The sequence below is a fragment of the Sulfitobacter sp. SH22 genome (genome assembly GCF_965641905.1).
Classification (GTDB): Bacteria; Pseudomonadota; Alphaproteobacteria; order Rhodobacterales; family Rhodobacteraceae; genus Sulfitobacter.
Genome location: NZ_OZ282573.1, coordinates 2,559,546 through 2,578,877, shown reverse-complemented (window position 1 = coordinate 2,578,877; position 19,332 = coordinate 2,559,546). Strand labels below are relative to the sequence as shown.

The window sequence follows — 19,332 nt, the reverse complement described above, 5'->3', positions numbered from 1 at the left end:
TTTTTATGTCGGAACGCCTGATCGGCGGGCAGTTGCGCACGATATTTCATAACTTTGAAATAATTTTACCAGTTGATAAAAAAATCATTCCGTTGCACCGTTGGAACAACAGCAGGTGACAGCAGAGGTTTTATCAATGTCGCAGAAAATGTTTGAGCCGGGTATCACGGCAGGGCGGCTCGAGGCTTCGGCCTATGCCGATCAGTTTTCCGATCTTCATCCCCCCCTAGACCCCCACGAGGCCCTGGTCGCCGCGGACCGGTGTTATTTCTGCCATGATGCCCCCTGCATCACGGCCTGTCCGACAGACATCGATATTCCGTTGTTTATCCGGCAGATCGCAACGGGCACACCGGATGCTGCTGCGAAAACCATTCTTAGCCAGAACATCATGGGCGGCATGTGCGCCCGCGTTTGCCCGACCGAACAGCTGTGCGAACAGGCCTGCGTTCGCGAGGCCGCCGAAGGTAAGCCGGTGAAAATCGGAGAGCTTCAGCGCTTCGCCACCGATCATCTGCAACAGCAAGGCAAACATCCCTTTGAGCGAGCGACCCCGACGGGCAAGCGTGTTGCGGTAGTTGGGGCCGGTCCGGCCGGGCTGTCTTGTGCGCACCGTCTGGCGATGATGGGGCATGAAGTGGTTGTGCATGATGCACGCCCCAAACCCGGCGGGCTGAACGAATATGGCATTGCAACCTATAAGACGACCAACGGTTTCGCACAGGCCGAAGTCGACTGGCTGATGCAAATCGGCGGGATTACGTTGCAGACGGGATCAGCCTTGGGCGCCGACATTACCCTTGAGGGGCTGAAGGCGGATTATGATGCCGTGTTCCTTGGCATGGGTCTGGGCGGGGTGAACGCCTTGGGTGCGGATGGCGAGGATAAGACCGGCGTCTTGGATGCCGTCGATTTCATCGCAGACCTGCGTCAGGCCGGTGATGTGGCGCAGGTGCCGATCGGGCGTGATGTGGTTGTGATCGGTGGCGGCATGACCGCGATTGATGCGGCTGTTCAGGCCAAGCTGCTTGGCGCGTTAAATGTCACGCTGGTTTACCGTCGCGGTCGCGACCGGATGAATGCAAGTGTGTTCGAACAAGATCTGGCGGCCTCGAAAGGGGTGCGCATTGTGAACCATGCGGTGCCTGTCGCGGTTCATGGCAATGGCGCGGTGCGCGAGATCGAATTCGAATATGTCGATGCCGATATGAAAGGCACTGGCCAGATGCTGCGCCTTGCTGCGGATCAGGTGTTCAAGGCCATCGGCCAGACGCTGCAAGGTGACGCGCTGCCCGCACTGGAAGGGCGCAAGATCAAGGTGGATGGCACAGGGCGCACCAGCGTTGATGGCATCTGGGCCGGGGGCGATTGCGCCAGCGGTGGCGATGATCTGACCGTGACTGCCGTTGCCGAAGGGCGCGATGCGGCGATGGATATTCACATGACATTGGTGGGCTAAACCACCCGACGGGAGAACGCAGATGGCGGATCTAAGAAGCGAATTCGTGGGCATCAAAAGCCCAAACCCTTTCTGGCTGGCCTCTGCGCCGCCAACCGACAAGGAATACAACGTGCGCCGCGCCTTTGAGGCCGGCTGGGGCGGTGTGGTCTGGAAAACGCTGGGTATCGACCCGCCGGTGGTCAACGTCAACGGCCCGCGCTACGGCGCGATCTACGGGGCTGATCGTCGGTTGCTGGGACTGAACAACATCGAATTGATCACCGACCGTCCTTTGGCCTTGAACCTGCAAGAGATTAAATCGGTCAAGCGTGACTATCCGGACCGCGCCATGGTCGTTTCGCTGATGGTGCCTTGCGAGGAAGAGCCGTGGAAATTCATCCTGCCCTTGGTCGAAGAAACCGGCGCTGACGGGGTCGAACTGAACTTTGGCTGCCCGCACGGGATGTCGGAACGCGGTATGGGCGCGGCCGTGGGCCAGGTGCCCGAATACATTGAAATGGTCACACGTTGGGTCAAGGCCAGCACACGGATGCCGGTGATCGTCAAGCTGACGCCGAACATTGCCGACATTCGCAAACCCGCCGAGGCAGCACAGCGCGGGGGTGCCGATGCGGTTAGTCTGATCAACACGATCAATTCGATCACATCGGTTGATCTGGACCTGTTCGCTCCGGAACCCACAATTGACGGCAAAGGGGCGCATGGCGGGTATTGTGGACCTGCGGTCAAGCCGATTGCCTTGAACATGGTGGCCGAGATCGCGCGCGACCCTGGGCTGTCGCAAATCCCGATCAGCGGGATTGGCGGTGTGACAACGTGGCGTGACGCGGCCGAATTCATGGCGCTTGGCGCTGGAAACGTGCAGGTCTGTACGGCGGCCATGACCTATGGGTTCAAGATCGTTGAGGAAATGATCAGCGGCTTGTCCGAATACATGGACGGCAAAGGCATGACATCGGTCGATGAACTGGTGCGCAAGGCGGTTCCGAACGTGACCGACTGGAACCAGCTTAACCTGAACTACATCGCCAAGGCCAAGATCAACGAAGACCTGTGCATTTCCTGTGGTCGTTGTTTTGCTGCCTGCGAGGACACGTCGCACCAGGCAATCGCTATGAGCGAGGACCGCACGTTTTCGGTGATCGACGAGGAATGCGTTGCCTGCAACCTGTGCGTCAATGTGTGCCCCGTCGAAAATTGCATCACAATGGAAGCAATGACCCCCGGCACAACTGACCCGCGTACCGGCAAGGTTGTTGAAGCGGATTATGCCAATTGGACAACGCACCCGAACAATCCGGCTGCGACTGCGGCTGAATAATCGACCCTAGTAAGGCCCGCTTTTCTTGAACTTCAGCAGAATATCTGCGGTCGGGATAGGCAGCGGGCCTTCGGCTTTGCGCAGCCCATTGTCTGCGTCTGCCTGCGCGTCCGTGGGCGCATTCGCCTTATCAAGCATTTCTGACCAGGCGGAGCTCGCTCTTTCCTCCGGCACCGAAGGGGGCTCCGTTTCGATGCTTGATCGTTTTCCGGCCTCTGTTTTCGCATTGACCACAGATTGTGCGGATGCGCCGGACAGCGCCCGGCCTTTGGACCCGAACCATGCCCGAGGATCGCCGGACGACCCGCCGCCAGCCCCGGAAACGCCATCCGTGGATGAGCCGCTGTTCCCGTTTGAGGAGGCCGTCGCAACCGGCGCGATGCCAGCAGTCGGGTTGGCCGCACTCACAGCGCTTTGAAGTGGTGTTGCATGGTGCTGGGCGGGCAGTAAAGTGCTCACGAGAGAGATAGATGCCATTTTGATACTCCGATAAAACAAAGTTTAAGAAGCCCGCCACCACGCAGTTAACTGACTGTCAGCCTGTCTTAATCAGCCCTCAAAATCATCTGTTATTTGCCAAGTCGGTTAATCAACCCTTGACGGAAAGCATCGTCCCGAACAGCGCCCGCAAATGTTGGGAGGCGGCTTCGTGGGGGTCTGTGTTTTCGCCCAGCAGGACCGTCACCTGGGTTTCGAAATCCGCGTAATGCTGCGTTGTCGCCCAGATGGAAAAGATCAAATGCTGCGGATTGAGGGGCGCAATTTTGCCGGCCTTGATCCACCCTGCGATAACGGCGCATTTTTCATCGAACAAGGGTTTCAGATCACTTTCCAGATGCGGCCCCATGCGCGGCGCACCTTGCAAGATCTCTCCGGCAAATAGGCGGCTTTCACGGGGCAGATCACGCGCCATATCAAGCTTGCGCTGGACGTAATCCAGGATTTCAGTCTTGGGATCACCCTCGGGGTCCAGCTCGACCAACGGGTCCAGCCATGTCTCCATCAATTGGCTTAGCAGGGTCAGGTGGATGTCTTCCTTGCCTTGAAAATAATAAAGTATGTTGGGTTTGCTTAATCCGGCCTCGGTGGCGATTTGATCAAGGGTAGCCCCCCGATATCCGTGCTGGGAAAAAACATTTAGCGCTGCATCAAGGATAACACGGCGGTTGCGCATCTGGATCCGGCTTGGTTTTTTTTGGACACCGTCGGGCAAGGTGGACCCCTTTCTGCATCTGTGCCTGAAAAATCATCATGCAGGGTCGCATAGGTAGATTCTATTGAAAGCATTTCTTGACAGATACAAGACTAGCCGCAATCGTGGATTTACCAAATGGTAAAATTTCTGCGAGATGCAAAAGCCGAATTGAATGAAGGAGCCCCCTATGGCCGCGCCCGGTGAAAACCTGAAGATCAACCCTGACCGCTTGTGGGACAGTCTGATGGAGATGGCCCAGATCGGCCCCGGTGTGGCGGGCGGCAATAACCGCCAGACGCTCACCGACGAGGATGCCGAAGGCCGCGCCCTGTTCCAGAAATGGTGTGAGGATGCGGGCTGCACCATGGGGCTTGACCAGATGGGCAATATGTTCGCGCAGCGCGACGGCACCGATCCGGATGCCTTGCCCGTCTATGTGGGGTCGCATCTGGATACGCAGCCGACGGGCGGCAAATATGACGGTGTCCTTGGCGTGCTTGGCGGGTTGGAAATTCTGCGCACCATGAATGATCTGGGGATCAAGACCAAACATCCCGTCGTGGTGACCAACTGGACGAATGAGGAAGGCACGCGCTATGCGCCTGCAATGCTGTCTTCGGGGGTCTTTGCGGGCATTCACACCCAGGACTGGGCCTATGCCAAAACCGATGCGAAAGGTCTGGCGTTCGGGGATGAGTTGAAGCGGATCGGATGGCGCGGCGAAGAGGAAGTCGGCACACGCAAAATGCACGCATTCTTTGAGCTGCATATCGAGCAGGGCCCAATTCTTGAGGCGGAAGGCAAGGACATCGGCGTTGTGACCCACGGTCAGGGGCTGTCGTGGACCCAGGTCACTGTGACGGGCAAAGATGCGCATACCGGGTCGACCCCGATGCCGCTGCGCAAGAATGCAGGACTGGGGATGGCGCGTATTTTGGAAGCCGTGGACGAGATCGCATGGGCACATGCGCCCCACGCTGTTGGGGCCGCGGGGCATATAGACGTCTATCCCAATTCGCGAAACGTTATCCCGGGGAAGGTCGTGTTTACCGTTGATTTCAGATCACCCGACCTGCTGGTGATTGAGGAAATGGAAGCACAGCTGCGGATCAAAGGCCAGAAGATCGCAGATGATATGGGGCTGGACGTTGCGTTTGAAAAGGTCGGCGGATTTGACCCCGTCACCTTTGATGAAACATGTGTGACGGCGATACGGTCGGCCGCAGAGCGGTTGGGCTATAGCCATATGGACCTGATTTCGGGTGCGGGGCATGATGCCTGCTGGATCAACCGGGTCGCCCCCACTGCGATGGTCATGTGCCCTTGCGTGGGTGGCCTGAGCCATAACGAGGCAGAAGAGATCACCAAGGATTGGGCAAAGGCAGGGGCGGATGTTTTGCTGCATGCGGTCTTGGAGACAGCGGAGATCATCGGGTGATGCGGGATCGTTTTCTTACAAAGAAAACGGGCCGGAATTTTCGAAAATTCCGTGGCTGCATGTGATGCTGGAGCGGGATCTTTCGATTGGCGAACGTATTACGGGTATGATCCAGGCCGAATTGGATGAGGCGCTGCAAAGTCGTGATCAGGTAGTCCGGCGCACGGCGGAAGCGTTTCGGGAAACATTGCGACCGCCTCGTGAAATCACGGTGAATTTCAGCGGGGGGCTTATGCAGACCTGTTGGTCGGTCTCTCGGGGGGATGGGACGTATCGGGTCGTTTATATGCCCCGGGCGGGATATTTCTCGCTTTGTGTGGAGAGCGATTTTGGACCGTTGGACATTGGGGTACATGGTCCGGCATTGGGGTGCTTCGGGTCGGTTTGACGTGTCGCCGGGGCGTGCGTGGGGGCCAGCCCCCACACCCCCGGGATTTTGAACCATTTGGAATATGATATGGGACGGGAGTTTTGAGATGAGTAAGGTAATCAAGGGCGGCATGGTGTGCACGGCGGATCGCACGTGGAAGGCGGATGTGCTGATCGAGGGCGAGATCATCAAGCGTATCGGCGAGGATCTGGTCGGGGATGAATATATCGACGCCGAGGGGGCCTATGTCATTCCCGGCGGTATTGATCCGCACACCCATCTGGAGATGCCTTTCATGGGCACCACTGCTGCCGAGACATTCGAGAGCGGGACTTGGGCTGCGGCTGTCGGTGGGACCACGATGATTGTGGACTTCTGTCTGCCCGGGGAAGACGGGTCCATCAAGAATGCGATCAACGAGTGGCATCGCAAGTCGGCACCGCAGATTTGTTCTGACGTCGGGTATCACATGGCGATCACCGGTTGGAACGAGAATGTTTTCAACGAGATGAAAGACGCCGTGGATATGGGCGTCAATTCGTTCAAGCATTTCATGGCCTATAAGGGCGCGTTGATGATCGAGGATGACGAGATGTTTGCGTCGTTCAAGCGCTGTGCCGAGTTGGGGGCGCTTCCGATGGTGCATGCTGAAAACGGTGATTTGGTTGCCGAGTTGCAGCAAAAATATTTCGACCAGGGCATCACGGGGCCTGAGGGTCATGCCTATTCCCGGCCTCCGGAGTTGGAGGGCGAGGCGGCAAATCGTGCGATTACCATCGCGGATACTGCCGGTGTTCCGCTGTATATCGTGCATGTGTCTTGCGAGCAGACCCACGAGGCGATCCGGCGCGCGCGGCAGAAAGGAATGCGGGTTTACGGGGAGCCGTTGATCCAGTTTCTGACGCTGGATGAATCGGAATATTTCAACAAGGATTGGGACCATGCGGCGCGGCGGGTGATGTCGCCGCCCTTCCGGTCAAAGGACCATCAGGACAGTCTGTGGGCCGGTTTGCAATCTGGATCCTTGCAGGTTGTCGCAACGGACCATGCCGCATTTTCAACAGCGCAAAAGCGAGCGGGCAAGGATGATTTCCGGATCATTCCAAACGGGTCGAACGGCCTGGAGGAGCGTCTTGCGGTTTTGTGGACCGAAGGGGTTGAAACGGGGCGTTTGACGCCGAACGAATTTGTCGCCGCGACGTCGACCAATGTGGCAAAGATCCTGAACATTTATCCGCGCAAGGGGGCGATTGTTGAGGGAGCCGATGCCGATATCGTGGTTTGGGATCCCAAGATCAGCAAGACGATTTCGCCGGCGAACCACCATTCTGTTCTGGATTACAACGTATTCGAGGGTTTCAACGTCACCGCGCAAAGCCGCTATACGTTGAGCCGGGGCGAGGTGATCTGGGCCTGGGGGCAGAATTCGCAACCAAACCCCGGACGTGGCCGGTTTGTTCCGCGCCCTGCTTTCCCTTCTGCTAATGTTGCACTTAGCAAGTGGAAAGAGCTTACTGCGCCCAAGATGATCAAGCGCGATCCGTTGAATATTCCTGCCGGTATCTAAGCCAGAGACCCCGGAGCGGGACGCGGCAGGTTTTCTGCCGCGTCAAAGAAAAAGAAGAAAGAGGCCAGCCGTGATGCGAGCAAAGAATAAGACAGTCAAAGGGCGGGTTCTATGACATCCGCGCCTGTAATTTCTGCGAAAAGCCTATCCCTGACATTCGAGACCAATGACGGCCCGGTACATGCTTTAAAGGATGTCTCGCTGGATATCGAGAAGGGTGACTTTGTCAGCTTTATCGGGCCATCCGGCTGCGGCAAGACCACATTTCTGCGGTGTATGGCGGATTTGGAGCAACCCACGGGCGGGTCGATGACGGTGAACGGTGTGAGTGCCGCTGATGCAAGGATGGCGCGGGCCTATGGCTATGTGTTTCAGGCTGCGGGGCTTTATCCCTGGCGCACGATTGGCGGGAACATCCGGTTGCCGCTTGAGATCATGGGCTATTCCAAAGCCGATCAGGCAGCGCGTGTGGCGCGGGTGCTGGAGCTTGTGGAGCTATCGGGGTTTGAAAATAAATTCCCCTGGCAGCTGTCCGGTGGGATGCAGCAGCGGGCGAGCATTGCGCGGGCTTTGGCGTTTGATGCGGATATCTTGTTGATGGATGAACCCTTTGGCGCGCTGGACGAGATTGTGCGCGATCACCTGAACGAGCAGTTGTTGCGGCTATGGGCGCGGACGGAAAAGACGATTGCCTTTGTGACGCATTCTATTCCCGAAGCCGTGTATCTGAGCACAAAGATCGTTGTGATGAGCCCCAGACCGGGCCGGATTACAGATGTGATCGAGAGCACATTGCCCAAAGAGCGGCCCTTGGAAATTCGCGAAACGCCGGAGTTTCTGGAGATTGCGCACCGTGTACGCGAAGGATTGCGGGCGGGGCATGCAGATGACTGAGCGCGGGTGCAGGGCCAGCCGGCCCTTCGGGGAGGATATTTTTGGGCCAGAGAAGCGGGGGGGCGTGTTGTGAGGCAGAGCTTTTTCCCTGTTCTGACCGTTGTCGGGTTGCTGTTGGTCATCTGGTACGCGGCGGCCGTCTGGCTGAATGCGGATTGGACCTATGACAAGGCGACGCGGTCGGGGGAGGTGGTTACGACCACGTCCTTGATCCAAGATACATGGGCGCAAAAAAAGCCGAAACTGCCCGCGCCCCATCAGGTCGCCGCCGAGATCTGGAGCACCACGGTTGGAAAGAACATCACGTCAAAGCGGTCGCTGATCTATCATTCCTGGGTCACGTTGAGTGCGACATTGCTGGGGTTCGGATTGGGCACTGTTTTAGGGACATTGCTGGCTGTGGGCATCGTGTTTAACCGCACGATGGACATGTCGGTGATGCCCTGGGTGATCGCCAGTCAGACCATCCCCATTCTGGCGATTGCGCCGATGATCATTGTCGTGCTGAATGCTGTCGGGATTTCGGGGCTGTTGCCCAAGGCGATGATCAGCATGTATCTGTCGTTCTTTCCGGTCGTCGTTGGCATGGTCAAGGGCTTGCGCAGCCCTGACCAGATGCAGTTGGATCAGATGCGGACCTGGCATGCGAGCGCTGCGCAGACATTCTGGCGGCTGCGGTTGCCTGCGTCGATGCCGTATTTCTTTACCTCGCTCAAGATTGCAATGGCGGCATCCCTGGTCGGTGCCATCGTGGGGGAGCTTCCCACCGGGGCGGTTGCCGGTTTGGGTGCGCGTCTGCTGGCGGGTAGTTACTATGGTCAGACAATCCAGATCTGGAGCGCGCTGATTATGGCTGCGGCACTGGCTGCGTTGTTGGTCGGGATCATCGGATTGATCCAGCGCGCGACCTTGAAACGTATGGGGATGGCACAATGATCTGGTTGGTCTTTGCCACCGTTGCGTGGGCGTTCGGGTTCTGGGTGAATGTGCGGCTCTCGCGGTTGCGGCCTTCACGTGGCGCGGCCTTTGCGGCACCGCTGATTTTCGGCGCGACATTGATCGCCGTCTGGGAAGGCGTTGTGCGCGGGTTCGAGATTTCGCAGGTGTTGCTGCCGGCCCCGTCGGTCATTGCCGTGCGCTTTGCCACATCGCTGGACATCCTTTGGGTCGACTTTGTGCAGACCGTGCTAAAAGGGGCGCTGTCCGGCTATGTCATCGGCTGTGGGGCTGCGTTTGTGATCGCGGTGGCGATTGACCGGTTCCCATTCCTGCAACGGGGGTTGTTGCCTGTCGGTAACTTTGTGGCGGCGCTACCTGTGATCGGCATGGCCCCGATTCTGGTGATGTGGTTCGGTTTCGACTGGCAGTCAAAGGCCGCTGTTGTGGTTGTCATGGTGTTTTTCCCGATGCTGGTGAACACTGTGCAAGGGTTGCAGGCCACAGACAGCATGCAGCGCGATCTGATGCGGACCTATGGCGCGAATTACTGGGCCACGCTTTTCAAGCTGCGCTTGCCTGCTGCTATGCCTTTCGTGTTCAATGGGCTTAAAATCGGCACGACATTGGCGCTGATTGGCGCGATTGTTGCTGAATTTTTCGGCTCTCCTGTCAGGGGGATGGGGTTTCGCATCTCGACCTCGGTGGGACAGCTTGCGCTTGATCTGGTCTGGGCCGAGATTGTCGTGGCAGCCATTGCAGGATCGGCGTTCTATGGTGCCATGTCATTGATCGAACGGGCAGTGACGTTCTGGCACCCAAGCCAACGTAGATAATTAAAACCAAACCAACCAAGAGGGAGTCTATAAAATGAAAAATCTGACAAACTATATCGCCGGTGCTGCTGTCGGCCTGATGGGTACGATGGCCCATGCGGCCGATGATGTGACCTTGCAGCTGAAATGGGTCACGCAGGCCCAGTTCGCGGGCTATTATGTCGCGCTGGACAAAGGGTTCTACGGCGAAGAAGACCTGAACGTTACAATCAAACCCGGCGGCCCTGACATTGCGCCGACACAGGTTCTGGCTGGCGGCGGTGCCGATGTGACGGTTGAATGGATGCCTGCGGCTTTGGCTGCGCGCGAAAAAGGTCTGCCGATGGTGAACATCGCCCAGCCTTTCAAATCCTCCGGTATGATGCTGACCTGCCGCAAGGATGCGGGCATTGAAACCACAGACGACTTTAAGGGCAAGACCCTTGGCGTTTGGTTCTTTGGCAACGAATTCCCTTTCCTCAGCTGGATGAGCAAGCTTGAGCTGGCAACCGATGGCAGCGAAGGCGGCGTGACGGTGCTGAAGCAGGGTTTCAACGTTGACCCGCTGTTGCAGAACCAGGCGGCTTGCGTATCGACCATGACCTATAACGAATATTGGCAGGTGATTGATGCGGGTCTGACACCCGAGGATCTGACCGTCTTTAAATACGAAGACCAAGGCGTCGCGACGCTGGAAGACGGGCTGTATGTTCTGGAAGACAAGCTGGCTGACCCTGCGTTCGAAGACAAGATGGTGCGCTTTGTGCGGGCGTCGATGAAGGGTTGGAAATACGCCGAAGCAAACCCTGATGAAGCGGCCGAAATCGTTCTTGAGAATGATTCCTCCGGTGCGCAGACCGAAGAGCACCAAAAGCGTATGATGGGCGAAGTCGCCAAGCTCACAGCAGGCAGCAACGGCGCGCTGGATGAGGCGGATTATCAGCGCACAGTTGAATCGCTTTTGTCAGGTGGGTCTGATCCGGTGATCACAGCAGCACCAACAGGCGCATGGACACATGCGATCACGGACAAAGCGTTGAACTAAGTTCGAACATGCGTTGAGAATAGAAAAAGGGCCGGTGGAAACACCGGCCCTTTTTTCGTGATTGCATTAACTATCCAGAATCAGAGAACGGTTACAGTCGTGCCGATCGGCACCCGTTCGTACAGGTCTTTGACGTGTTCGTTGATCATGCGGATGCACCCGTTTGACACAGACCGCCCGATGCTGCTGGGCTGTGTGGTGCCGTGGATGCGGAAATACGTGTCTTTGCCATTCTGGAAAAGATACAAGGCGCGCGCGCCCAGAGGGTTATCCGGACCACCCGGCTGGGCTTCTGTGTTGCCGACGAAACGCGCATAGGCCTTGGGATCGCGTTCGATCATTTCGTCCGTAGGGCGCCAGGTAGGCCACTCTTTCTTCACGGAAATCGTTGCGCTACCGGTGAATTCCAAGCCTGCCTTGCCGACGCCCACGCCATAGCGCATTGCCTTGCCGGGTTCGGTAACCAGATACAAATAGTGGCTCCGCGGGAGTATGAGCATCTGACCAACGCTGTAGTGGCTCTTGATGGAGACCAATTGCGGGGTCGGATCATAGGCAGCGTTTTGGGCGAAAAGGGCTTGGGGAAATGCGAGAGCAGCCAAAGAGCCTGCAATAAAAGAACGGCGGCGCATGTGATGTTCCTAATTAGCTTCTGTTATGTCTATTTTGCTGGTTGATTGGTTTAAAGCAACCCTGAGGCCATAAAAAAACCGGCTGTCCCATATGGATCAGCCGGTCAATTCTTTGTGTAGGCCGGGGCCTAGCTTGGCTTACGCCAGTGCGATGTTCGACGCAGATTCGCGACCGTCACGGCCAGCTTCAATGTCGAATGTCACTTTCTGGTTGTCGGCCAGACCGGTCAGGCCTGCGCGCTCAACAGCGGAGATGTGTACGAATACATCTTTGCTGCCGCCATCGGGTGCGATAAAGCCGAAGCCTTTTGTTGTGTTGAACCATTTTACGGTGCCAGTGGCCATATCCGTAGTCTCCTCTAGTGTACCATCCGCATCGTGCGATGGCTTGGCGTTGTCGGTCTGGATCGAAGTCTGAACGCCGTATAAGGAGACAGTGGGTCGAAAAAGAATAACGTTTGCACCGACCGTATGCCAGAGGCGAGAGATTCGCGCAAGGGGGTCGACTTTGGCGGGATAATCATAGCGAAATGCCGCCGATATGTGCACATTCTGGCCATATTCCAAGGGGCGATTTCGCGTAACCCCCCTGCTTTATTGACTTCTACCATTGCGAGTATTTGGCGTTATGACGCGGTGCGGCACCACAAAAATGCCAGATATTCTTGCCAAGATGGGTTTCGTTAATTGGTGTGTGGGTCCTGGCCCTGTAAATTGAGCAAGAGATAGTATGAAAATTCTAGCCGTAGATGACGACCCAACAATCCTCGAAATGTTGAGCAATTGCCTGACCGCCCGACATGGGTTTGATCTGGTCTGCGCGGTGCATGCGGAACAAGCGCTTGCCTTGTTAGACGACAGTGAGACTGATTTTGACTGTTTCTTGCTGGATATCATGTTGCCGGGCATTGACGGGATCGCGCTGTGCGCCAAATTGCGCAGTCTGCAAAAACACCGGCAGACGCCGATCCTGATGATTACAGCGAGCACGACAGCTGATTTGATGAACCGGGCCTTTGAGGCCGGTGCGACCGATTTCATCTATAAACCGCTGAATGGTGTCGAACTGGGGGCCCGTATCAACACCGCGGGCTTGCTGAACGACAGCCTGCGGCGCGAACGGGTTGCGCATCATTCACTGGCAGAACTGACCGATTTGATGAAGATCAGGCCAGAGGAAAGTTTTGATCTGGGGGTTCCGGATGTCCATGATCTGAACGGGTTTGAGAACCGGCTGCTGCGGTTGCCCGAAGGGTGCTATGCAATGAACCTGATCGCGATCAAACTGCCTCAGGTCCGCAATATATTTGACACGCTGACACCGGCCGAATTTTGTCGTCAGATGGTGCGCGTCGCCGAGGCGTCGGTCGAGGCGCTGCAAGATCAACGCTGCATTCTGGGCTATGCAGGTAACGGTGTTATGGTGGCTGCCATATTTGCCCGCAGCCGGATTGATCCGCTAGGTGTTCAACGCCTTGTTCAACAAAACCTGACCCAAAGCAGACAGCCATCAGATGCCGGTGGCGATCTTGCCGAGGATGTGGCCGTGAAATCGCTGACCAATCAGCGGCTTTGGACCGCGCGATCGGCCTGCGGCAAGGTCCGCGAGTATGTCGGGCAAAATGCTCCGAGAGAGCAAGCGGCAGCCGATGACGGCGACAGTTTGTTTTCGTTTGAAATCTGAACCGAAATGAAAAACGGGGGCACCATTTGATGTCCCCGTTTTCCGTCATTCCGTCGCGTTTGTTTAGCGCGAGAACTTCTTGTGCTTCAGGCGCTTGGGTTCCAAAGCATCGGCACCAAGGCGGCGCTGCTTGTCTTCTTCATAATCCGAGAACCCGCCTTCGAACCATTCGACATGCGCGTTGCCCTCAAAGGCCAGGATATGCGTACAAATCCGGTCAAGGAAGAAACGGTCGTGCGAGATGACCACGGCGCAACCGGCGAAATCCACCAGCGCGTCTTCGAGGGCGCGCAAGGTTTCAACGTCGAGATCGTTGGTCGGTTCATCGAGCAGCAGCACGTTGCCGCCTTCTTTCAACAAGCGCGCCATGTGGACGCGGTTGCGTTCACCACCTGACAGCAACCCGACTTTCTTCTGCTGATCCCCACCCTTGAAGTTGAACGCGCCGCAATAGGCGCGGGAGTTTACTTCGGCATCGCCCAGTTTGATGATCTCGGCACCGCCGGAAATCGCCTGCCAGACGTTGTCGTCAGGGTTCAGGTCGTCACGCGACTGGTCGACATAGGACAGATCAACCGTATTGCCCAAGGTAATGGTACCGTTGTCGGGTTGTTCGTTGCCGGTGATCATCTTGAACAAGGTCGATTTACCGGCACCGTTGGGGCCGATGACGCCGACGATACCACCGGGTGGCAACGAGAATTCAAGGTTTTCGATCAAGAGCTTGTCGCCCATTGCTTTGGACAGGCCTTCGACCTCGAGCACTTTGCTGCCCAAGCGGGGACCGTTGGGAATAACGATCTGGGCACGGGTCAAGCGTTCGCGCTCTGAACTGTCGGCCATTTCGTTATAGGACTTGATCCGCGCTTTGGATTTCGCCTGACGGGCCTTGGCCCCCTGACGCATCCATTCAAGTTCGCGCGACAATGTCTTTTGCTTGGACTTGTCTTCGCGGGCTTCCTGCTCAAGCCGTTTGGCTTTCTGGTCGATCCAGTTGGAATAGTTACCCTCGTAGGGGATGCCATTGCCGCGGTCCAATTCGAGAATCCAGCTGGTGATGTTATCCAGGAAGTAACGGTCGTGGGTAACGATGAGGATCGTGCCTTTGTAGTCGATCAGGTGCTGTTGCAGCCAGGCGATGGTCTCCGCGTCCAAGTGGTTGGTCGGTTCATCGAGCAGCAGCATTTCTGGCGCTTCAAGCAGCAGTTTGCACAAAGCAACGCGGCGGGCTTCACCGCCCGAAAGGGTCGTCACGTCTGCGTCGTCGGCGGGGCAGCGCAATGCTTCCATCGACACGTCGATCTGGCTGTCGAGATCCCACAGGTTTTCCGCATCGATCTGGTCTTGCAGTGCTGCCATCTCGTCTGCGGTTTCATCCGAATAGTTCATCGCCAGTTCGTTGTAGCGATCCAGGATGTCCTTTTTCTTTTTCACACCCAGCATGACGTTTTCACGCACGGTCAGGGCAGGGTCCAGATAGGGTTCCTGCTCGAGGTAGCCAACTTTGGCACCCTCGGCGACCCATGCCTCGCCCGAGAAATCCTTGTCTTGGCCAGCCATGATCCGCATCAAGGTGGATTTACCCGATCCGTTCACACCGACCACACCGATTTTCACGCCGGGAAGGAAGTTGAGGTTGATGTTGTCGAAACACTTCTTGCCGCCCGGATAGGTCTTTGAGACACCGGACATGTGATAGACATATTGAAAGGCGGCCATTGGGAATCCTCGGATAAGCTGCATTTTTAGTTTGTTGTGCAATATCGCCCAAACCGGGCAAGATCAAACACTCAATATATGGGGTGCTGATGGCGGATTTGAAGGCATTGATTGCAGGTTATGCGCAGTCGGGGCAGGTGACGTGGATCGGCCTGCGTGCGCAAAGGCGCGTCGACATGCAGCCGGTCCCGCAGATTATGGTGCATGACAGCGGGTTAGAGGGCGACCATGCACGGCCTGGAAAACGCGCCGTGACCCTTATTCAGGCAGAGCAACTGGCGGTGATTGGCGCAATGTTGGGGCGCGACGCAGTGCCGCCTGACATTCTTCGGCGCAATCTGGTGGTGGCGGGTATCAATCTGTCCGCGCTCAAGGGACGGTTGGTGCGCGTCGGGCAGGCGGTGCTGTCTTTTGACGTAATATGTGCCCCGTGTAGCCGCATGGAAGAGGCGTTGGGTCGCGGCGGTTATTCCGCCGTTCGCGGGCATGGCGGGTGGTGTGCATCGGTGCATACGTCCGGTCTGATCCGCCTGGGCGACAGCGTTTCACCGATCTGAGTCGTTAATGCGCATCGCAATAACTGTCCGAATTGTCGTGAAATCGTAGAAAAAACGGCGAATTCGGCTTCAGTTGGCGCAATAATGAGGCGAATATTTTTCGTTTTGTCCGTTATCGTTCTTTGATCCGGGGTCAATTTCAGGCCCCGGTAACGCGACCCGCAAGAGGCCGCGCCGCAACACGAGGGACAAAACAATGACAACATCTACTATCGTCGTCGGGCTTGACGGGGGTGAGGCTGGCAATCGTGCGCTGGCTTTCGCGACCGCTCAGGCCAAGCTGATCGGGGACTGCACCCTAAAGCTAGTCTATGTGATTGAATGGTCGCCGTTCAGTTTCCAGACCCCGGAAGAAAACGAACAGCGCCATGTACGCCGCGAAGAAGAGCTTAGCTTGGCGCGTGAGCGGATCATGGAGCCGGCGCTTAAGAAAGCCGCAGAAGATGGAATATCGGTCAATGGTATCGTCAAACATGGCGATGTCGCGGATATTCTGGACGATATCGCCAAAGAGAGCAAAGCGCAGCAAATCGTGGTGGGCCGTGTCGGCTTGCGCGGTCTGAAAGAGCGGATGTTCGGTGGCGTTACAGGCCGCCTGGCCGTCGCATCCAGCGTTCCAGTCACGATCATTCCATAAGGGGCATATAATGAACAAGTTTCTTTCAACTGGGCTTGGCGCGGCTGCAATCTCTGCTTTGCCGGCCATCGCATCGGCCCAAGACGCCGTTGGCATGGATCAACGCATTAATGATATCTTCGCCGGGGCGACGGGTTGGTTCGTCAACCTGATCTTTATGTCGCTGCCGGGGACCAACTTTCCCTGGATCGTGATGTGGCTGGTTGTGGCTGCTTCGGTCTTTACGATCTATTTCGGCTTCGTGCAGTTCAAGGCCTTCGGCCATGCGATTTCTTTGGTCAAAGGGGATTACTCCGACCCCAATGACGCAGGCGAGGTCAGCCACTTCCAGGCCTTGACGACAGCGCTGTCCGGTACCGTCGGTTTGGGCAATATCGCGGGTGTTGCTGTTGCTGTTGGCATCGGTGGCCCCGGCGCGACATTCTGGATGATCCTTGCGGGTCTGTTGGGGATGGCGTCAAAGTTCACCGAATGTACGCTGGGTGTGAAATATCGCAACGAATACCCAGATGGCACGGTTTCCGGTGGTCCGATGTATTACATGACCAAAGGCTTTAAGGAACGTGGCCTGCCGATGGGCGGTTTTCTGGCTGTTGTATTCTCCATCTTTACGATCGGTGGTGCATTGGGCGGCGGGAACATGTTCCAGGCCAACCAGGCGCATGCGCAGATTTCCGGTATCGTTGGGGATTACCCCGGCTGGATCACGGGCATCATCTTTGCCGCTGTAGTGTTCGCGGTTATCGTGGGCGGGATCAAATCCATCGCGCAGGTGACGGAAAAGGTCGTGCCATTTATGGGCATCCTTTATGTTGCTGCGGCACTGGTCATTCTGATCGTCGAATATGACAAAATCGGTTGGGCTTTCGGTCAGATCTTTGATGGTGCCTTTACCGGTCTTGGGGTTGCGGGCGGCTTTGTCGGCGCGTTGATCCAGGGCTTCAAACGCGCTGCATTCTCGAACGAAGCGGGCGTCGGGTCGGCTGCGATTGCACACTCTGCCGTGCGCACCAAGGAACCGGTAACCGAAGGTATTGTGTCGCTGCTTGAGCCGTTTATCGACACGGTTGTGATCTGTACGATGACGGCTTTGGTCATCACGATCTCGGGCGTTTTGGTGATGGACCCTGCAACAGGTCAGTTCGTTCTGAACGAGGCAGGTACGTCGATCAAAACCATCGACGGTTCCAGCGGTGTTCAACTGACGTCGGCGGCCTTCGCCACCGGCTTTAGCTGGTTCCCCTATGTACTGGCAGTCGCAGTGATCCTGTTCGCTTTCTCGACGATGATCAGCTGGTCCTACTACGGTCTGAAGGCGTGGACCTATCTGGTTGGCGAAGGCAAAAACAAAGAGATCGTGTTCAAGGTCATCTTCTGCTTCTTCATCATTGTGGGGGCTGCGGCCAATCTGGGCGCTGTCATCGATTTCTCTGATGCGATGATCTTTGCCATGGCAGTTGTGAACATCACGGCGCTGTATTTCCTGATGCCTATCGTCAAGCGCGAGATGAACAGCTATTTCAGCCGCCTGAAATCCGGCGAGTTGAAGAAGTTCATCAAGTAATCAACGCTTAACGCGATTGACAAAGAGAGCATGCTGCTCTCCTTTCGGCCCCTGATGCAATTCGGGGGCCGTTTTTGTGGGCTATCCATTTCCTTATGCGGCACCGGGTCAGGTGATAGGGCTTTTGGGCGGATCATTTGATCCCGCCCATCAAGGGCATGCACATATCACACGCGAGGCGCTCAAGCGGTTCGGGCTGGATCGTGTCTGGTGGATGGTCAGCCCGGGTAATCCGCTCAAGAACCATGGGCCAGCGCCCCTTGCGCAGCGGATGGCGCATGCCCGCGAAGTGATGCAGCACCCGAATGTGCAAATCACGGATATCGAGACCCATCTTGGCACGCGCTATACGGCCCAGACCCTGGCGGCACTGCGCGCGTGCAACCCTGGTGTCCGGTTCGTGTGGTTGATGGGGGCGGATAATCTGGCGCAGTTTCATCTGTGGCAAGACTGGCGGCAGATCATGGAAACGGTGCCGATCGGCGTTCTGGCGCGGCCGGGGCAGCGCATTTCGGCGCGGATGAGCAAGGCTGCCGCACTTTATGCCCGCTACCGCATCCCCGCGCGGCAAAGCCAGCTTTTGGGGCATGCGGATGCGCCTGCATGGTGTTTCGTGAATGTCCCGATGATGGATGTCAGTTCAAGCGCGATCCGTGCGGCCGGCAAGTGGTCAGCGCAACCTGGTTGAGGCGATGCCCGCGCTTAGGATCACGGCAAGGCCGACCCAGGTCATCAGATCGGGCAAGGCATCAAACAACAGCCAGCCCAAAGCGACAGCCGACAGCAGCTGGAAATAGATCATCGGCGCGATCTTGGTCGCGGGGGCGATCCTGTAGGCATAGAGCATCAGAAGGTTGCCCAGCATCGAACAGGCCGCGCTGGTGACTGTCAGTGCCGCGATGGGGGCTGTGAATTCGGGAAGATGCATCAGGCCAAAGGGCAACAGTAATCCTGTGCTGATGACCAGTTGCGAAAACGAAAGCTGCAAAGGCGATGCCAGCCCGGACAGCCAGCGCGACATGGTCAGAAACACGCCATAGAAAGTGCCTGCCGCCAGCGCCCAGAGCAGCCCAATGCTGACATCGACGCCGGGGCGCACCACCACGATAACACCAGCAAATCCGATCAGGATCAATGTGGTACGCAAAAGCGTGATCGGTTCGCGAAGGAAAATCGCGGCAAGAAGGTAGCTGAGCAAAGGGCCGATAAAAAAGGCGGCAAAGACATTTGCAACGTCTTCGGTCTGGAGGGCTGTCTGGATACATGTGATGCCGCCACAGATCATCGCTGCGCGTATCCAGATGCGCCAATTGCCAAACAGCGCGCGCGTATTGGCGGGGATGAGCGGGATCAGGAGCAAAGTGCCGATTGCGAAGCGGGACCATGCAACAAATACCGGAGCGGCCCCAAGCTGTGATGTCAAAATCTTGCCTGCACTGTCCCCGGCGGGGATCAGGGACATGGCGATAAACATGATGAAGATTGCCCGCTGCATG

General features: G+C 56.9%; 19 protein-coding genes. 13 read left to right on the top strand and 6 right to left on the bottom strand.

Features of this window, described 5'->3' with window-relative positions:
• Positions 1-136 precede the first annotated feature (136 nt).
• Positions 137-1,459, top strand: coding sequence for an NAD(P)-dependent oxidoreductase (locus ACSQ13_RS14685; protein ID WP_176248004.1), 1,323 nt, complete (start codon positions 137-139; stop codon positions 1,457-1,459).
• Between the two features lie 22 nt (positions 1,460-1,481).
• Positions 1,482-2,783: an NAD-dependent dihydropyrimidine dehydrogenase subunit PreA gene (gene preA / locus ACSQ13_RS14680; RefSeq protein ID WP_295512440.1), complete on the top strand. Its 1,302-nt coding sequence runs from the start codon at positions 1,482-1,484 to the stop codon at positions 2,781-2,783.
• A gap of 6 nt (positions 2,784-2,789) precedes the next feature.
• Here preA and ACSQ13_RS14675 read toward each other — a convergent pair whose 3' ends face one another.
• The gene (locus ACSQ13_RS14675; protein ID WP_295512439.1) at positions 2,790-3,260 is read right to left on the bottom strand and encodes a hypothetical protein; all 471 of its coding nucleotides are present in this window, start codon (positions 3,258-3,260) and stop codon (positions 2,790-2,792) included.
• 112 nt (positions 3,261-3,372) lie between these two features.
• Entirely contained in the window at positions 3,373-3,957 is a 585-nt protein-coding gene (locus ACSQ13_RS14670) for a TetR family transcriptional regulator C-terminal domain-containing protein (RefSeq protein ID WP_373028990.1), read from the bottom strand.
• Positions 3,958-4,165: 208 nt separating this feature from the next.
• Between ACSQ13_RS14670 and ACSQ13_RS14665 the strand changes: the two genes are divergently transcribed.
• The 6 genes from ACSQ13_RS14665 to ACSQ13_RS14640 all read left to right on the top strand — a co-directional run bounded on the left by ACSQ13_RS14665 (position 4,166) and on the right by ACSQ13_RS14640 (position 11,043).
• Positions 4,166-5,416 (top strand): Zn-dependent hydrolase, encoded by a 1,251-nt coding sequence (locus ACSQ13_RS14665; RefSeq protein WP_176248008.1) that lies wholly within the window; start codon positions 4,166-4,168, stop codon positions 5,414-5,416.
• 476 nt (positions 5,417-5,892) lie between these two features.
• Positions 5,893-7,353 (top strand): dihydropyrimidinase, encoded by a 1,461-nt coding sequence (gene hydA / locus ACSQ13_RS14660; RefSeq protein WP_176248009.1) that lies wholly within the window; start codon positions 5,893-5,895, stop codon positions 7,351-7,353.
• Between the two features lie 111 nt (positions 7,354-7,464).
• The gene (locus ACSQ13_RS14655; RefSeq protein WP_176248010.1) at positions 7,465-8,247 is read left to right on the top strand and encodes an ABC transporter ATP-binding protein; all 783 of its coding nucleotides are present in this window, start codon (positions 7,465-7,467) and stop codon (positions 8,245-8,247) included.
• 69 nt (positions 8,248-8,316) lie between these two features.
• Complete coding sequence (locus tag ACSQ13_RS14650; protein ID WP_295512436.1) at positions 8,317-9,183, top strand: ABC transporter permease; 867 nt, start codon at positions 8,317-8,319, stop codon at positions 9,181-9,183.
• Positions 9,180-10,019: an ABC transporter permease gene (locus tag ACSQ13_RS14645; protein WP_295512435.1), complete on the top strand. Its 840-nt coding sequence runs from the start codon at positions 9,180-9,182 to the stop codon at positions 10,017-10,019. The genes ACSQ13_RS14650 and ACSQ13_RS14645 overlap by 4 nt, the downstream gene beginning before the upstream one ends.
• Positions 10,020-10,053: 34 nt before the next feature.
• On the top strand, positions 10,054-11,043 hold the full coding sequence (locus tag ACSQ13_RS14640) for an ABC transporter substrate-binding protein (protein ID WP_176248013.1): 990 nt from the start codon (positions 10,054-10,056) through the stop codon (positions 11,041-11,043).
• An 80-nt stretch (positions 11,044-11,123) separates the two neighbouring features.
• Here ACSQ13_RS14640 and ACSQ13_RS14635 read toward each other — a convergent pair whose 3' ends face one another.
• Both ACSQ13_RS14635 and ACSQ13_RS14630 read right to left on the bottom strand, forming a co-directional pair.
• Positions 11,124-11,675: a L,D-transpeptidase gene (locus tag ACSQ13_RS14635; RefSeq protein WP_295512433.1), complete on the bottom strand. Its 552-nt coding sequence runs from the start codon at positions 11,673-11,675 to the stop codon at positions 11,124-11,126.
• A gap of 138 nt (positions 11,676-11,813) precedes the next feature.
• The gene (locus ACSQ13_RS14630) at positions 11,814-12,020 is read right to left on the bottom strand and encodes a cold-shock protein (protein ID WP_005851393.1); all 207 of its coding nucleotides are present in this window, start codon (positions 12,018-12,020) and stop codon (positions 11,814-11,816) included.
• A gap of 385 nt (positions 12,021-12,405) precedes the next feature.
• On the opposite strand from ACSQ13_RS14630, the gene ACSQ13_RS14625 reads away from it, so the two are divergent.
• Entirely contained in the window at positions 12,406-13,359 is a 954-nt protein-coding gene (locus ACSQ13_RS14625) for a response regulator (protein WP_176248015.1), read from the top strand.
• A gap of 63 nt (positions 13,360-13,422) precedes the next feature.
• Here ACSQ13_RS14625 and ettA read toward each other — a convergent pair whose 3' ends face one another.
• A complete protein-coding gene (ettA, locus tag ACSQ13_RS14620) occupies positions 13,423-15,078 on the bottom strand; it encodes an energy-dependent translational throttle protein EttA (RefSeq protein ID WP_176248016.1) in 1,656 nt (551 codons plus the stop codon).
• Between the two features lie 89 nt (positions 15,079-15,167).
• Here ettA and ACSQ13_RS14615 point away from each other — a divergent pair, with 89 nt between their 5' ends.
• The 4 genes from ACSQ13_RS14615 (at position 15,168) to ACSQ13_RS14600 (ending at position 18,524) form a co-directional block, all read left to right on the top strand.
• Positions 15,168-15,635 carry an MOSC domain-containing protein gene (locus ACSQ13_RS14615; protein WP_295512431.1) on the top strand — a complete coding sequence of 156 codons (468 nt, stop codon included), beginning with the start codon at positions 15,168-15,170 and terminating at the stop codon, positions 15,633-15,635.
• 196 nt (positions 15,636-15,831) lie between these two features.
• A complete protein-coding gene (locus ACSQ13_RS14610) occupies positions 15,832-16,272 on the top strand; it encodes a universal stress protein (protein ID WP_176248018.1) in 441 nt (146 codons plus the stop codon).
• 10 nt (positions 16,273-16,282) lie between these two features.
• Positions 16,283-17,836, top strand: a complete 1,554-nt coding sequence (locus ACSQ13_RS14605; RefSeq protein ID WP_176248019.1) for an alanine/glycine:cation symporter family protein — start codon at positions 16,283-16,285, stop codon at positions 17,834-17,836.
• Between the two features lie 76 nt (positions 17,837-17,912).
• The gene (locus tag ACSQ13_RS14600; protein ID WP_176248020.1) at positions 17,913-18,524 is read left to right on the top strand and encodes a nicotinate-nucleotide adenylyltransferase; all 612 of its coding nucleotides are present in this window, start codon (positions 17,913-17,915) and stop codon (positions 18,522-18,524) included.
• On the opposite strand, the gene ACSQ13_RS14595 is transcribed toward ACSQ13_RS14600, so the two are convergent.
• On the bottom strand, positions 18,507-19,331 hold the full coding sequence (locus ACSQ13_RS14595) for a DMT family transporter (protein ID WP_176248021.1): 825 nt from the start codon (positions 19,329-19,331) through the stop codon (positions 18,507-18,509). The genes ACSQ13_RS14600 and ACSQ13_RS14595 overlap by 18 nt on opposite strands.
• Position 19,332: the final 1 nt, after the last annotated feature.